General features: G+C 62.6%; 12 protein-coding genes. 5 read left to right on the top strand and 7 right to left on the bottom strand.

Annotation, left to right across the window (positions count from 1 at the left end):
- Window positions 1-340: 340 nt before the first annotated feature.
- The 4 genes from AB4Y31_RS16195 (at window position 341) to AB4Y31_RS16210 (ending at window position 3,915) form a co-directional block, all read left to right on the top strand.
- Window positions 341-1,738: an MFS transporter gene (locus AB4Y31_RS16195; RefSeq protein WP_368674782.1), complete on the top strand. Its 1,398-nt coding sequence runs from the start codon at window positions 341-343 to the stop codon at window positions 1,736-1,738.
- 35 nt (window positions 1,739-1,773) lie between these two features.
- Entirely contained in the window at window positions 1,774-2,964 is a 1,191-nt protein-coding gene (locus tag AB4Y31_RS16200; protein ID WP_368674783.1) for a mandelate racemase/muconate lactonizing enzyme family protein, read from the top strand.
- A 169-nt stretch (window positions 2,965-3,133) separates the two neighbouring features.
- On the top strand, window positions 3,134-3,634 hold the full coding sequence (locus AB4Y31_RS16205) for a DUF4142 domain-containing protein (RefSeq protein ID WP_051089950.1): 501 nt from the start codon (window positions 3,134-3,136) through the stop codon (window positions 3,632-3,634).
- Between the two features lie 86 nt (window positions 3,635-3,720).
- Entirely contained in the window at window positions 3,721-3,915 is a 195-nt protein-coding gene (locus AB4Y31_RS16210) for a hypothetical protein (protein WP_107149715.1), read from the top strand.
- 119 nt (window positions 3,916-4,034) lie between these two features.
- Here the strand turns inward: AB4Y31_RS16210 and AB4Y31_RS16215 are convergent, their stop codons facing one another.
- From AB4Y31_RS16215 to AB4Y31_RS16235, 5 genes are all read right to left on the bottom strand, one after another.
- A complete protein-coding gene (locus AB4Y31_RS16215; RefSeq protein ID WP_368674784.1) occupies window positions 4,035-4,985 on the bottom strand; it encodes a choline ABC transporter substrate-binding protein in 951 nt (316 codons plus the stop codon).
- A 99-nt stretch (window positions 4,986-5,084) separates the two neighbouring features.
- Entirely contained in the window at window positions 5,085-6,791 is a 1,707-nt protein-coding gene (betA, locus tag AB4Y31_RS16220) for a choline dehydrogenase (RefSeq protein WP_368674785.1), read from the bottom strand.
- A gap of 99 nt (window positions 6,792-6,890) precedes the next feature.
- Complete coding sequence (betB, locus tag AB4Y31_RS16225; protein ID WP_368674786.1) at window positions 6,891-8,360, bottom strand: betaine-aldehyde dehydrogenase; 1,470 nt, start codon at window positions 8,358-8,360, stop codon at window positions 6,891-6,893.
- A 49-nt stretch (window positions 8,361-8,409) separates the two neighbouring features.
- A complete protein-coding gene (gene betI / locus AB4Y31_RS16230) occupies window positions 8,410-9,012 on the bottom strand; it encodes a transcriptional regulator BetI (RefSeq protein WP_026229284.1) in 603 nt (200 codons plus the stop codon).
- Between the two features lie 127 nt (window positions 9,013-9,139).
- Window positions 9,140-9,850 (bottom strand): TorF family putative porin, encoded by a 711-nt coding sequence (locus tag AB4Y31_RS16235; RefSeq protein WP_368674787.1) that lies wholly within the window; start codon window positions 9,848-9,850, stop codon window positions 9,140-9,142.
- Here AB4Y31_RS16235 and AB4Y31_RS16240 point away from each other — a divergent pair.
- Window positions 9,834-10,106 carry a hypothetical protein gene (locus AB4Y31_RS16240; protein ID WP_368674788.1) on the top strand — a complete coding sequence of 91 codons (273 nt, stop codon included), beginning with the start codon at window positions 9,834-9,836 and terminating at the stop codon, window positions 10,104-10,106. The genes AB4Y31_RS16235 and AB4Y31_RS16240 overlap by 17 nt on opposite strands.
- Window positions 10,107-10,320: 214 nt before the next feature.
- Here the strand turns inward: AB4Y31_RS16240 and AB4Y31_RS16245 are convergent, their stop codons facing one another.
- Together AB4Y31_RS16245 and AB4Y31_RS16250 are read right to left on the bottom strand one after the other, a co-directional pair.
- Window positions 10,321-11,877, bottom strand: coding sequence for a DHA2 family efflux MFS transporter permease subunit (locus tag AB4Y31_RS16245; protein WP_368674789.1), 1,557 nt, complete (start codon window positions 11,875-11,877; stop codon window positions 10,321-10,323).
- Complete coding sequence (locus AB4Y31_RS16250; protein WP_368674790.1) at window positions 11,874-13,121, bottom strand: HlyD family efflux transporter periplasmic adaptor subunit; 1,248 nt, start codon at window positions 13,119-13,121, stop codon at window positions 11,874-11,876. Before AB4Y31_RS16250 ends, AB4Y31_RS16245 begins: the two co-directional genes overlap by 4 nt.
- Window positions 13,122-13,129 lie beyond the last annotated feature (8 nt).

Consider the following 13,129-nt stretch of genomic DNA (forward strand, 5'->3'; position numbering starts at 1 on the left):
AGGGCACGAATTCGCTTGCACCCACGCCGAGCGCTTTGCTCTTGGTGCGCTCTCCGGACGCATGCCGCACGTTGTCGCGCGACGGCATGCTGATTCGCGTGCCGACCTGCCCATCCGCGCGGACATGGCCGTCGAAGCGGCCGGGCGCCGATGGGTTCCAGTATCTGGAACTCTGCCGTCATGAGGAGCCGGGATCAGCTGGCCATCACCGCGCCCGCGTCCGTACCATCGTCTAAAAGCGTTGTCGTGCACCAGCAACGCCCACGAGCCGCGCAAGCGTCTCGGCACAAAAAGGAAGACTGCGGCGGCGGGCAACGAGAAAGGAATACGGAGACGAACAATGAGCGGCACTCATAGGACTTTACCGGCAGATGCGGACGCGCACAGCGTCGCTGCGCCATTTCCTTTGGATCGGGCGGGCGCGGCGGCGCGGGGACGCTGGCGCTTCGGCATGCTCGCCTTGATCACGATAGTGCTCGCACTGAGCAGCGGCGATCGTGCGGCGTTGTCGGTCGCCGGTACCGATATGGGCCGCGAGCTCGGCATCACGACGATCGAGATCGGCTACCTCTTCTCGGCGTTCAGTTGGGCCTATGTACTGTTCATGATTCCCTCCGGCTGGCTGTCCGATCGCGTCGGTTCAAAGCGCTCGATGTTCTGGGCCGTGGCCGTATGGTCCGCCTTCACCGTTTGCATGGGACTCGTTCATTTCGTCGGCCTCGTCTTTCCGCTTCTGCTCGGGTTGCGGTTCCTGCTCGGCGTTGCGGAGTCGCCCGTCGGCCCCGCGTCGACACGCGTCATCGCGTCATGGTTCCCATCATCGGAACGCGGCATCGCGGGCGCGATTTTCAACAGCGCTCAGTATTTTTCCCTCGCGGTCTTCACCCCGTTCATGGGCTGGCTCTGCTATGCGTTCGGATGGGAATACGTCTTCATCGTGATGGGTTGCGTCGGCTTCGTCATTGCGGCGGTCTGGCTGCGTTTCTATTACCTGCCGATTCGTCACCCGCGCGTCACCGAGGCCGAGCTCTCGTATATCCGTGAAGGCGGCGGCCTCGTCGATCTTCAAGGCCGTAAGCGCGCCGCGACAGGCGTGCCGCAACGATCGCAGATCGCGGAGATCGGCCTGCTGTTTCGCAGCCGCATGCTGCTCGGCATGTTCGTCGGCCAGTACTGCATCACGGCAGTCACATGGTTCTATGTGACCTGGTTCCCTATCTATCTCGTGAAGCAACGCGGATTTGACATCCTGCAAGCTGGCTTCGTCTCATCGATCCCCGCACTGTGCGGTCTCATCGGCGCCGTCGTATCGGGGTTCGTTTCCGACGCCCTACTCAGGTCTACCGGCTCGCTGAGCCTCGCACGCAAGGGGCCGATCGTTACCGGAGTGCTACTTAGCTCCACGATGATCCTCTGCAATTACATCGATGTGCCCTGGCTCGTCGTCGCGGTCATGAGCGCCGCATTTTTCGGCAAGGGCTTCGGCAATCTCGGCTTCAGTGTCGTGGCCGACACCGCACCGCAAGAGATGGTCGGCGTGACAGGTGGCGTGTTCAACGCGATCGGCAACATCGCCGGGATCGTCACGCCGGTCGTCATCGGCTACCTGCTTCATTCCAGCGGCTCTTTCAATAGCGCGCTAGTCTACGTAGGAGGGCACGGGCTGGTTGCAGCCGGCTCGTATCTTTTCATCGTCGGCAGGATTCGCCGCCTTACGCTCGACGAACTGTGCCGCTAGTCCGCACACACTAATCCGTACTCGGGAGACTCAATATGGCTGACCAGACGCAAACTTTCAATCTGCCCGGAATCGCGAGCCTTCAGCCTGGCGAAGCGACGACCGACCGCATAGCATGGGTGAAGGTGTCGCTGACTTTCCTGCCGCTCGCCTCGCCCATCAGCGATGCCAAGGTCCTCACCGGAAGACAGAAACCGCTCACGGAAATCGCGTTCATCTTCGCTGAAATCGAGAGTGAGCAGGGCCATCGCGGCATCGGATTCGGTTACTCGAAGCGTGCGGGCGGACAAGGGATGTTCTCGCACGCCAAGGAGCTGGCGCCCGCTCTGCTCGGCGAAGATCCAAACGACATCGGCAAAATCTTCAACAAGCTCCTATGGGCCGGCGCGTCGATGGGGCGAAGCGGTCTCACGACACAGGCCATTGCCCCATTCGATATCGCACTGTGGGACCTCAAAGCCAAACGCGCGGGGTTGCCGCTCGCCAAGCTGCTCGGCGCTCATCGCGATTCCGTACAGTGCTACAACACGTCCGGCGGTTACCTGTCGATGTCGCTCGACACCGTTCTGGAGAATGTCGACCGCTCGCGCGGCAACGGCATCGGCGGCATCAAGATCAAGGTGGGGCAGCCCGACACGCGCGAAGACTTCCGGCGCGTGAAGGCCGTGCGCGATCTTCTCGGTCCGGACTTCCCACTCATGGTCGACGCCAACCAGCAATGGGACCGGCTCAAGGCGCAGCGCGCGTGCCGCAAGTTCGAAGAGCTGGATCTGACCTGGATCGAGGAACCGCTCGACGCGTACGACTTCGAGGGGCACGCTGCACTGGCCGCATCGCTCGACACGGCTGTCGCCACCGGCGAAATGCTGACGAGCTTCGGCGAACACGCACAACTGATCGAAACCCGAGGAGCCGACTACGTCCAGCCCGACGCACCGCGGGTCGGCGGCATCACGCCATTTCTGCAAATCATGCATCTTGCCAGTCTGCGCGGACTCAAGCTTGCCCCGCACTTCGCGATGGAGATCCATCTTCATCTGGCAGCCGCGTATCCGGAAGAACCGTGGCTCGAGCACTTCGAATGGCTGGAGCCGCTCTTCAACGAGCGGCTCGAGTTGCGCGGTGGGCGAATGCACGTGCCCAGCCGGCCCGGCCTCGGCTTCAGCCTGAGCGAACAGGCGATCGCGTGGACAGCCGCGGGCGAAGAATACGGCAAGCGCCGGTAAGCCGCCGCACACGGCCATTGCGCCCGCCGCCTCCTCCGGCACGTTCGTTGCGACACAGAGATGCGCCTGCGTCTTCGCAGGCGCCAACCGCTTTGCGTCCCCGCAACCACGCTTCGAGGAGCTCGAATTGAAACTTCCGACATTTGTTCTCGCATGCTGCGTCGCACTGATGCCTGTTGCGACGGTGCATGCGCAGGAAAGCCAGGCTGCATCCACGACGGAGGCCAATCCGCTGCCGGCGCCCGATCGCGACTTCGTGCAGGCAGCCTCGATGTCCAGTTCCACGGAGATCGACGCAGCCAAGCTCGCGCAAAAAAATTCAAAGGACAAGGACGTCAAGTCGTTCGCGCATCACATGCTGCTGGATCATACGAAGATGACAGTGGAGCTCAAGGCTGCCGCGCCGCATGACGTCAAGGTGCCGAAGGACAATTCGGATACGAGCGTGCTCGATTCGCTGCGCCCGTTAAAGGGCAAGGAGTTCGATGACGCCTATATCGACAAGGTCGGCCTGCAAGGCCATGAACAGGCGATTGCCGCGTTCAAGAAGGAAATCTCCGACGGGAAAAACGCCGATTTGAAAAAACTCGCGCAAAAGGGCCTGTCCATCATCGAGGAGCATTACCGCATGGCACAGTCGCTCGCCAAGAAGAAGGGAGTCAGCGGTTGAGCATGCCGGCGCCGCCAACGCCCGCCGGCGAGCGCGATCGAAAGGCGGCACGGCGAAAACGAAATGCAATGTGCAAGGAGCGAATCATGGCGACTGACCAGAAAGGACCGATCACCAAGCAACCGGACAATCCGGACAAGGACCAAGCAGCGGACGACTCCGAGACGTTCGAGACCGATATTTCAGAAACCGGCGAGGACGGAACCGAGGTCCGTCAGGCGGAAGTCAGGAAGGACGATCTATCGGAAACAAAGCCCTCGTCGGACAACAAGGGAAGTTGACGCTCGCGAGACGCCGCTGAGTTCGCGAATGATGCTTCGCGGGGGTGCGGGAGATCGTCCTCCGCGGGGCGCCCTTACGCGAACTCAAGCGCCGCCGCTTCCCGCTTCGTATTGCACGCTCAGTGCGAGGCGATATACGACTTCACGGCCTCGAGCCCGTTCTTGCCGTCGAACGTCGTCACGCCCGTCAGCCATTTATCGAGCACTTGAGGATTGCGCTTGAGCCATGCCTCGGCGGCCTTCCCCGGCTCTTCCTTGTTCATGATCGGCACCATCACATGGTTCTCGATTTCCGTCGTGAACTGCAGATTCGACACGAGCTTGGCCGCGTTCGGGCAGCGCGCCGAATAATCAGGCGGTGTCGCCGTGAAGACTTTTGCCTCCCCGTAGTTCGGGCCGAATACGTCGTCGCCGCCGCTGAGGTAATCGATCTTCATCTGTACGTTCATCGGATGCGGCTCCCAGCCGAGGAAGACGATCCATTGCTTTTCTCGAATCGCCTTGTTGACCTGAACGAGCATGCCCGCCTCGCTCGATTCCACGAGCTTGAACTTGCCGAGACCGAATTGATTGTTCTTGATCATCTTGTCAATCAGCGCGTTGCCGTCGTTGCCGGGCTCGATGCCGTAGACTCTGTCGCCGAGCTTGTCCGCGTATTTCTGGATGTCGGCGAACGATTTGAGGCCGGCGTTATAGACGTAGTCGGGCACTGCAAGCGTGTACTTCGCCCCGGTCAAGTTCGCGGGCTGCAGCACCTTGATCTGCCCCGCTTTCACGAACGGATCGATGATCGGATCCATCGTCGGCGACCAATAACCGAGGAACACGTCGATCTGCTTACTCTTGATACCGGCGAACGTGATCGGCACTGAAGCGATCGTCGTCGTCGGATGGTAGCCGAGCCCTTCGAAGATCGTCGACGCAATGCCGGTCGTCGCCGCAATATCGGTCCAGCCGACGTCCGCAAAGCGCACATTGCGGCAAGCTGCCGTGTCCCCCGCGAACGCCGGTGCCGCCAACGCCGCGGTGGCAATCCACGCGCAACCGGCTTTGATCAAGAGCTGCTTCATCACCTTCTCCTCATTTCACTTTGGTTAGTACGTTGATTGCCCGCGTATCCGTAGGGCGATGGTTGTTGCACACGTGTGGCGTAGGAAAAAATGTGTCGCTCAGCTGGCGGGAGTCGTGGCCTCGCGCAGTGCGGCACCCCGCGCCGGCGCGCCATTCGCGACGTAGTACGGCGCGCTCGCGCGGGGCTGCGGCGCGCGACCGCGGATCCGGTCGGCGATCTTCTCTGCGATCATGATCGTTGGCGCGTTCAGGTTGCCCGTCGTGATCAGCGGCATGATCGATGCATCGACGACTCGAAGCCCTTCGAGCCCGTGCACGCGACCTTCCGCATCGACTACCGACATTTCGTCGCTGCCCATCGCGCACGAGCACGACGGGTGATACGCGGTCTCAGCGCGTGAACGCACGAACGCATCGAGCTCCGAATCGGTCACGCATTTCGCTCCCGGATTCAGTTCCTCACCGCGGAAGCGATCGAGCGCGGGTTGCCTCATGATTTCGCGCGTGATGCGGATTGCGTCGCGGAACTCGCGCCAATCGAGCGGCTCGGCCATGTAGTTGAAAAGGATCGACGGATGATCGCGCGGATCGCGCGAACGCAGCTTGACGCGCCCGCGGCTCGGCGAGCGCATCGATCCGACGTGCGCCTGGAAACCGTGCATCTTGATCGCATTCGTGCCGTTGTAATTGATGGCGACCGGCAGGAAGTGATACTGGATGTTGGGCCACGGGTCGTCGTCGCGCGTACGAATGAAGCCGCCGGCTTCGAAGTGATTGCTGGCGCCGATCCCCGTGCCCTTCAGCAGCCACTCGAGGCCGATGCCCGGCTGGTTGTGCAGCAGCAGCGCGGGATAAAGCGACACGGGCTCTTTGCACGCGTACTGCAGATACATTTCCAGATGATCCTGCAAGTTCCTGCCGACACCGGGCAGATCGAGCACCACCGGAATGCCGAGTTCCCGTAGCCATCCGCCGGGACCGACGCCCGAGCGTTGCAGGATCTGCGGCGATGCAATAGCGCCTCCGCACAGCAGAACCTCGCGCCGGGCATGCGCGGTGACGATCGAGGTCGAATTGCCTTGCAGGTACGCGACGCCGCTGGCGCGCTTGCCGCTGAAAAGAATCCGGTCCGCCGTGGCATGCGTGACGATCGTGAGTTCCCGGCGCGAGCGCGCCTGATCCAGATAACCGCGCGCGGTACTCGCGCGCCGCCCGTTCGCCGTGACGGTGCGGTCCATCGGCCCGAAGCCTTCCTGGCGGTAGCCATTCAGATCGTCGGTGCGCGGATAGCCCGCCTGTACGCCGGCCTCGACCATCGCCTCGAAGAGCGGATTGACGCCCGGCTTGCTCGTCATCACATGTACCGGGCCGTCGCCGCCATGGTAGTCGTTCGGACCGACGTCGCGCGTTTCCGCCTTCCGGAAATAGGGCAGGCAGTCGAGATAGGACCAGGCTTCGAGACCTTCTCGTTGCGCCCAGCCGTCGTAGTCGAGCGCGTTGCCGCGGATGTAGCACATGCCGTTGATGAGCGAAGAGCCGCCCAGCCCCTTGCCGCGTCCGCATTCCATCCGGCGGTTGTTCATATGCGGCTCAGGCTCCGTCTCGTACGCCCAGTTGTAGCGCCGGCCTTGCAGCGGATAAGCGAGCGCCGCCGGCATCTGCGTGCGGAAGTCGAAGCGGTAATCCGGGCCGCCTGCTTCGAGCAGCAGCACCGTCACGCTGGCGTCTTCGGTCAGCCGCGTCGCGAGCACATTGCCCGCGGAACCTGCACCGATGATGATGTAGTCGTATTCGTTCGAACCCATACTGAGTTGCCTCAACACGTTGGGCGTCACAGACCCGCTTCGCCTGCCGCGCCGACGAGCGTGAAACGATGCTCATCGCCCGACCTCGCTCTACCTTGCTCAGAACAGCGGCTGATACCTGCCCAGTTCGATCTGGACGGACTTCAGCCGCGTGTAGTGCTCGAGTGTCGCGAGGCCGTTTTCGCGCCCCACCCCCGATTGCTTATAGCCGCCTACCGGCATCTGCGCGGGCGATTCGCCCCAGGTGTTGACCCAGCAAATGCCGGCCTCGAGCCGATGGATCACCCGATGCGCACGTGCGAGGTTTTCCGTAACGACACCCGCCGCGAGACCGTAGCGCGTGTCGTTCGCGCGCGCGACGACCTCGTCCTCCGTATCGAACGAAAGCAGACTCATGACCGGACCGAAGATTTCCTCCTGTACGATCTTCATTTCGTCGCGACAATCGGCAAAGACCGTCGGCTGCACGAAAAGGCCGCGCGCAAACTCGCCGTCGACGATGCGCGCCCCGCCTGCCACGAGCCGTGCGCCTTCGCGTCGACCGCTCTCGATAAAACCGAGCACCTTGTCGAGCTGCGCACGGCTCACGAGCGGACCGAAGTTCGTCGCCGGCTCCGATGGCTTGCCGATGCGGATCCGCTTCACGCGCTCGCCGATGCGTGCTTCGAAGGCTTGCTGAATCGAGCGATGGACGAATACGCGCGTGCCGTTCGTGCACACTTGCCCCGCGCTGAAGAAATTGGCGCCCATCGCGATATCGGCGGCACGATCGAGGTCCGCGTCCTCGAACACGATCAGCGGAGACTTGCCGCCGAGTTCCATCGTCACTTCCTTGAGCGACGATCCACCGGCGAGCGACATCACCTTCAGGCCGGTCTGGACACTCCCGGTGAACGACATCTTTGCGATATGCGGGTGAGCGCTCAACATCGCACCCACGCGGCCATCGCCTTGCACGACGTTGAACACCCCGGCGGGCACACCGGCTTCGATATAGATCTCGGCGAGCTTCAGTGCCGACAGCGGCGTCACTTCACTCGGCTTGAAGATCATCGCGTTGCCGGCGGCCAGCGCGGGCGCGGACTTCCAGCATGCGATCTGGATCGGGTAATTCCACGCGCCGATGCCGGCCGTCACGCCGAGCGGCTCGCGCCGGGTATAGACGAACGATTCGTCGCGCAGCGGAATCTGCTGCCCCTCGATCGCCATGACGAGACCCGCATAGTATTCGATCACGTCGGCGCCAGTGACGATATCGACGGCACGTGTTTCCGCGATCGGCTTGCCGGTATCGCGCATTTCGAGCTCGGCAAGCTCATCGTTGCGGGCACGCAATAGGTCGACCGCGCGCCGCAGAATGCGCGAGCGATCCATCGGGCCCAGTGCCGCCCATGCGCGCTGACCTTGCTGCGCCGATCGAACCGCGCGATCGACATCGGCCTCGCTCGCCTGCTGAACCGTCGCGAGCTTTTCGCCCGTTGCCGGGTCCAGCGTGTCGAAAGTCGCGCCGCTGGTGGCATCGACGTACTCGCCGCCGATGAAGAGTCGCTGCAAACCGTAGTCAGGCATCAGGGGTTTCCTCGCAAACCGGTAAGACGGCACGGCCGTGCCGTGCGGATCATTCGCGTGAGCCCTCGCGCTGCGCGAGCAGCAAGTCGATGTACTCGTTGGCGAGCCGCAACGCGGCTCGCGTATCGAACGGCTCGCCGCTGAGCGCGCCGCGCAGCCACAAGCCGTCGATCATCGCCGCGAGCCCGCGCGCGGCGCGGCGTGCGGCAGCGAGCGGCATCACTTTTCTAAACTCGGCGCACAGATTCGAGTACAGGCGCCGCGTGTTGACACGCTGCAAGCGGCGCAGCGCATCCTCGTGCATGCTTTGCGCCCAAAACGCCAACCACGTTTTCATCACCGGTGTGTTCACCTGCGAGACGTCGAAGTTGGCCGCCACGATCGCGCGCAGCCGCGCGCGCGGGCCGGCCTTCGCCGCGACGAGGCGGCGACGCCTCGTCGCCGCCCAGAGATCGCGAAGGATATGGCGCATCGTTGCTTCGAGCAGCCCGCTCTTATCGCCGAAGTAGTGGCTGACGATACCCGTCGAAATGTTCGCGCGCTGCGCGACCGACGCGAGCGTCGTGCCTGACAGGCCACACTGGTCGATACACAGCAGGGTGGCGTCGATCAGTTGCGCGCGACGCACTTCGCGCATTCCGACTTTGGGCATGGGTCAGCGGCCTCGGGATTCGATGCGGATACTCTAGTGTTTTTTGTTTGAACGATCAATCAATAAAAACGGGGACGATCTGCTCATGTCGTTTCGGGAAAGCATGGAATGAGTCCTGGGAAATGAATCAGAACGTCTTGGTCAGCGTCGCGAAAAACGTCGTCCGCAACGGATTCGAAACCGCGATGTTGCCCGCCGAATCGCGCGCACCCGTCGTGTAGCGGTCGTACACGTTTGTCGCGCCCCACGCCTTAGTGACCGCCCCTGTCAGCGTCCAGCCGCCATCGAACGTCTTCGAGATGGCCACTTTCCCATCCTGCCAGTTGTACGCGGAGAAGTTTTGCACGCGCTCCCAGCCGTAATGGAGTAGCAGCGAAAAGCCGTGCGTGAGATCGATGTTGGTGTTCAAGTCGAGGTAGCCGGAGCCGCGACTGCCCTTGTCGTTGCCGATGCCAAGCGACTGGCTGTCGTAGCCGAAGTAGTTCGGCGTGTAAGTCAGCCAATAGCGGGCCGTGAACCACTTGTAAGTCAGCGCAGCAACGAATTCGCCGTAGTTGTAGTTCGTTGCGCTCGCTTCCATGCGGGCGCCGGGATACACGTAGTAGTAGACCGTGCCGGTATAAGTCAGATCGCCGAGGGAGCCGCCGTAGCCACCGTAGAGATCCCATTCGACCGTGCCGCCCTCGATGAATTTGCTGCTGACCGTCGACAGCCAGGTGCCGGCAAAGAGGCCGCTCGAGTGCGTGTAGTCGAAGCCGCCTTGAATCGCCGGCTTGCCCCATGTCTGACGAAACCCGCGCGAGACGTATTGCGAGGCCAGCGTGACATTTGCTGTCAATGGTGAGGCCGCCGGCGCCGATGCCGAGGCCGGAGCACTGGCGGGCGTCGGGGGATCCACGGCTGCGGTCGTTGCGGGAGCAACGCTCGCCGCGCTCGACGAATTCGCCGTGTTTGCTGAATTCGCAGTATCGGCTGCGCCCCCGGCGCCCGCGCCCGCGCCCGCGCCTGGGCTTGCGCTTGCCTGCGCGAACGCGCTTGCCGCGTACAGCGAGCCGAGACATAGAGCGGCGCAGCTAATGGCTGTGCCGAGTTGACGTGACTTCCCGTTGAGGTGGTCCATATGCGCTCCGTCGTCGTTGAAATCGATCGCTCTTCGAGTGGCGTTCTGTCGTTCGCGGCCACTCTATGTTTTTTTTGTTTGAACGGTCAATCAATAAAAAAACGATGCCGGGCGCGTGTCGCTTTTGGAAAAGAGAACGTCGGATGATGCATCATCCGACGTCGTTCGCCGCTCGTGCTGCGGTGCAATCAGTGTGCGCCCGCGGCCGCCGCGCCGCCTCCGCCCTTTGCCGGTTTCGTCAGCCAGATGAGCGGAATGATCACGACAAAGATCCCGGCGGACAGCCAGAAAATGTCGTTCAGCCCGAGCATCGCCGCCTGCGCATTCAGCGAACGCTCGAAGAAAGCAACGGCCTGATCCACGCTGCCGCCCAGGACCGCATGCACATTCGCGATCGCCGCCCCATAGGCGGGATTGTCGACGCTCGCCTGCTCGGCGAGTTGCGCGTGATGCAAAATCGTCCGGTCGTTCCAGCCGGTCGTGACGAGCGAAGTGCCGGCCGCGCCCGCGAATACGCGCGCGAAGTTCGATACGCCAGCCGCCGCGGGAATCTTCTCAGCGGGCAGTCCGGACAGGATGATCGCCGTCAGCGGGACGAAAAAGAGCGCGGTCGGGATGCCCTGCAAGAGCGTCGGCAATACGAGGGTCCATTGATCGACGTCTGTGGTGTAGTGCGAACGCATCAGGAAGACGCCGGCATAGCCGACGAACGCCAGCGTCGCCAACACGCGCGGATCGGACTTCGGCATGACCTTCGCCATCACTGGAGCAAGCAGCACGGCGAAGATGCCGAGCGGCGCCGTCACTAGACCGGCATCCACGGCGCGATAGCCCAGATAGCCCTGAATCCACTGCGGAAGAATCACCAGGTTCGCGAAGAACACGGCGTAAGCGACGGAGATCGCAATCGTGCCGCCCCGAAAATTGCGTACCGCAAAAAGCCGCACGTCCACGATCGGGTTTTTCGCCGTGAACTCCCAGATCAGGAAGAAGACGAAGCTGACAGCGGCCACGGCGGCTAGCGTGCAGATGACAGGCGAGTTGAACCAGTCGAGGTCCTTGCCCTTGTCCAGCATGATCTGCAGCGATGCCACCCATGCAATCAGCGACAGCAGTCCGATTTTGTCGATCGGAAGCTTGCGCTTCGGCGATTCCCGGTCCCGATAGATCAACCACGTCACCCCCGCCGCGAAGAGACCGACTGGCACGTTGATATAGAAGATCCACGACCAGCTATAGCTATCGGTGATCCATCCGCCCAGCGCGGGGCCGGCGATCGGGCCGACCGTCGCCGTCATTGCCCACAACGCCAGCGCCGTGGAGCTTTTCTCTTTCGGATAGGATCCGAGCAGGATCGCCTGCGACAGCGGGATCAGCGGTCCAGCTACCGCGCCCTGCAATACGCGCGCCGCGAGCAGCACCATCAGGTTCGGTGCCACGCCGCACAGCCACGAAGAGAACGAGAACAGCAGGATCGCGACGACGAAGAGCTTGATTTGGCCGACTCGCTCAGTCAGCCATCCTGTCAGCGGAATCGCCACCGCATTGGCCGCGGCGAACAGCGTGATCACCCAGGTGCCCTCGTCGACCGATACGCCAAGATTGCCCGAGATCGTAGGGATGGCCACATTGGCGATCGAAGAATCCAGGACGTTCATGAACGTTGCAAGCGCAACCGCGATCGTCGCCAGAATCAGCTTGCCGCCTGTCAGCGGCGGCGGTGCTAGTCGAATCGGGGAATTCATGATGCGCTCCGCTCAAGTTGCCGGACAGGCCTCGTGTTTTGCTCGATGATCTTTTCGATCTCGGCATCGGCCTGCGCGCCGCAGTTCGCGAATACATCCGTGCGGTAAGTCGTGTTCGAGGCTGCGCCGAGTTGCGCGCCGGCGTCGTCGTGCGTGTCCACGTCGACGTTCATCGATAGTCCGATACGCAGTGGATGGGCGTTCAGTTCTTTCTGATCGAGTTCGATGCGTACGGGCAGACGCTGGACCACCTTGATCCAGTTCCCGGTCGCATTCTGCGCGGGCAATGTGGCAAAGGCGCTCCCCGTACCCGCCGAGAAACCGACCACGCGGCCGTGATATTTGACCTTGCCGCCGTAGACGTCCGCCTCGAGCGCCACAGGCTGGCCGATGCGCATGCCGCGCAGCTGGCTCTCCTTGAAGTTGGCATCGACCCACACCCCGTCGAGCGGCACAATCGCCATCAGCGGAGTACCGGGCGACACGCGCTCGCCGACTTGCACGGAACGTTTCGCGACATAGCCGGTGACCGGCGCGGGCAGCGTGTTGCGCGAGTATGCCAGGTACGCGTCGCGCACTTTCGACGCGGCCGCCAGCACGCTCGGATGCTGCGTGATTGTGGTGTTGTCGGTCAGGACGTGGTTGGCTTGCGCCTGTTGCCGCACGGCATCGAGCGCCGCCTGCGCGGCCGTGACGGTGTCGCGCGCGTGAGCGATGTCTTCGGCCGACACGGCCCCCGTGCCGGCCACTGCCTGGCGGCGGCGCAGGTCGTCCTGGGCGCGGGCCAAGTCCGACTGCTTCTGAGCGATGTTCGCGGCGTAGAACTGGTTGTCCACGTAGAGTCTGCTGACTTGCCTCACGGTCTGCGCGAGTGTCGCTTCCGCGTTGCCGAGCGCGACTTTAGCGTCGGCGTCGTCGAGTCTCACGACCGGGTCGCCCTGCTTGACGATCTGCGTATCGTCGGCATTCACGGCGACGACGGTGCCCGTCACCTGCGGCGTGAGTTGCACGAGGTTGCCGCTAACGTACGCGTCGTCAGTGGATTCGTGATAGCGGGCGTAGGTCATGTAGTACGCGCCATAAGCTGCCGCCGAAACCACGATGGCAGCGCCGAGCAGTGCAAGTAGCAACTTCCTCTTCCGCGCGTTCGATTCGTTCGAGGTAACGGCTTTCGCCGATGTGGTCTCGCGTTTGGCGCTCGTCGCTTGCGACGATTCGAGCTCCGAGGTGTCGATTTCGCTCATCTGAGTTC

The organism is Trinickia sp. EG282A (assembly GCF_040965455.1).
In the GTDB taxonomy this organism is placed as follows: Bacteria; Pseudomonadota; Gammaproteobacteria; order Burkholderiales; family Burkholderiaceae; genus Trinickia; species Trinickia symbiotica.

What these genes read in the sequence shown, in the direction of transcription:
- AB4Y31_RS16195 (WP_368674782.1), top strand. Translation starts at nt 341, where the DNA reads ATGAGCGGCACTCATAGGACTTTACCGGCAGATGCGGACGCGCACAGC.
- AB4Y31_RS16200 (WP_368674783.1), top strand. Translation starts at nt 1,774, where the DNA reads ATGGCTGACCAGACGCAAACTTTCAATCTGCCCGGAATCGCGAGCCTT.
- AB4Y31_RS16205 (WP_051089950.1), top strand. Translation starts at nt 3,134, where the DNA reads ATGCCTGTTGCGACGGTGCATGCGCAGGAAAGCCAGGCTGCATCCACG.
- AB4Y31_RS16210 (WP_107149715.1), top strand. Translation starts at nt 3,721, where the DNA reads ATGGCGACTGACCAGAAAGGACCGATCACCAAGCAACCGGACAATCCG.
- AB4Y31_RS16215 (WP_368674784.1), bottom strand. Translation starts at nt 4,985, where the DNA reads ATGAAGCAGCTCTTGATCAAAGCCGGTTGCGCGTGGATTGCCACCGCG.
- betA (WP_368674785.1), bottom strand. Translation starts at nt 6,791, where the DNA reads ATGGGTTCGAACGAATACGACTACATCATCATCGGTGCAGGTTCCGCG.
- betB (WP_368674786.1), bottom strand. Translation starts at nt 8,360, where the DNA reads ATGCCTGACTACGGTTTGCAGCGACTCTTCATCGGCGGCGAGTACGTC.
- betI (WP_026229284.1), bottom strand. Translation starts at nt 9,012, where the DNA reads ATGCCCAAAGTCGGAATGCGCGAAGTGCGTCGCGCGCAACTGATCGAC.
- AB4Y31_RS16245 (WP_368674789.1), bottom strand. Translation starts at nt 11,877, where the DNA reads ATGAATTCCCCGATTCGACTAGCACCGCCGCCGCTGACAGGCGGCAAG.
- AB4Y31_RS16250 (WP_368674790.1), bottom strand. Translation starts at nt 13,121, where the DNA reads ATGAGCGAAATCGACACCTCGGAGCTCGAATCGTCGCAAGCGACGAGC.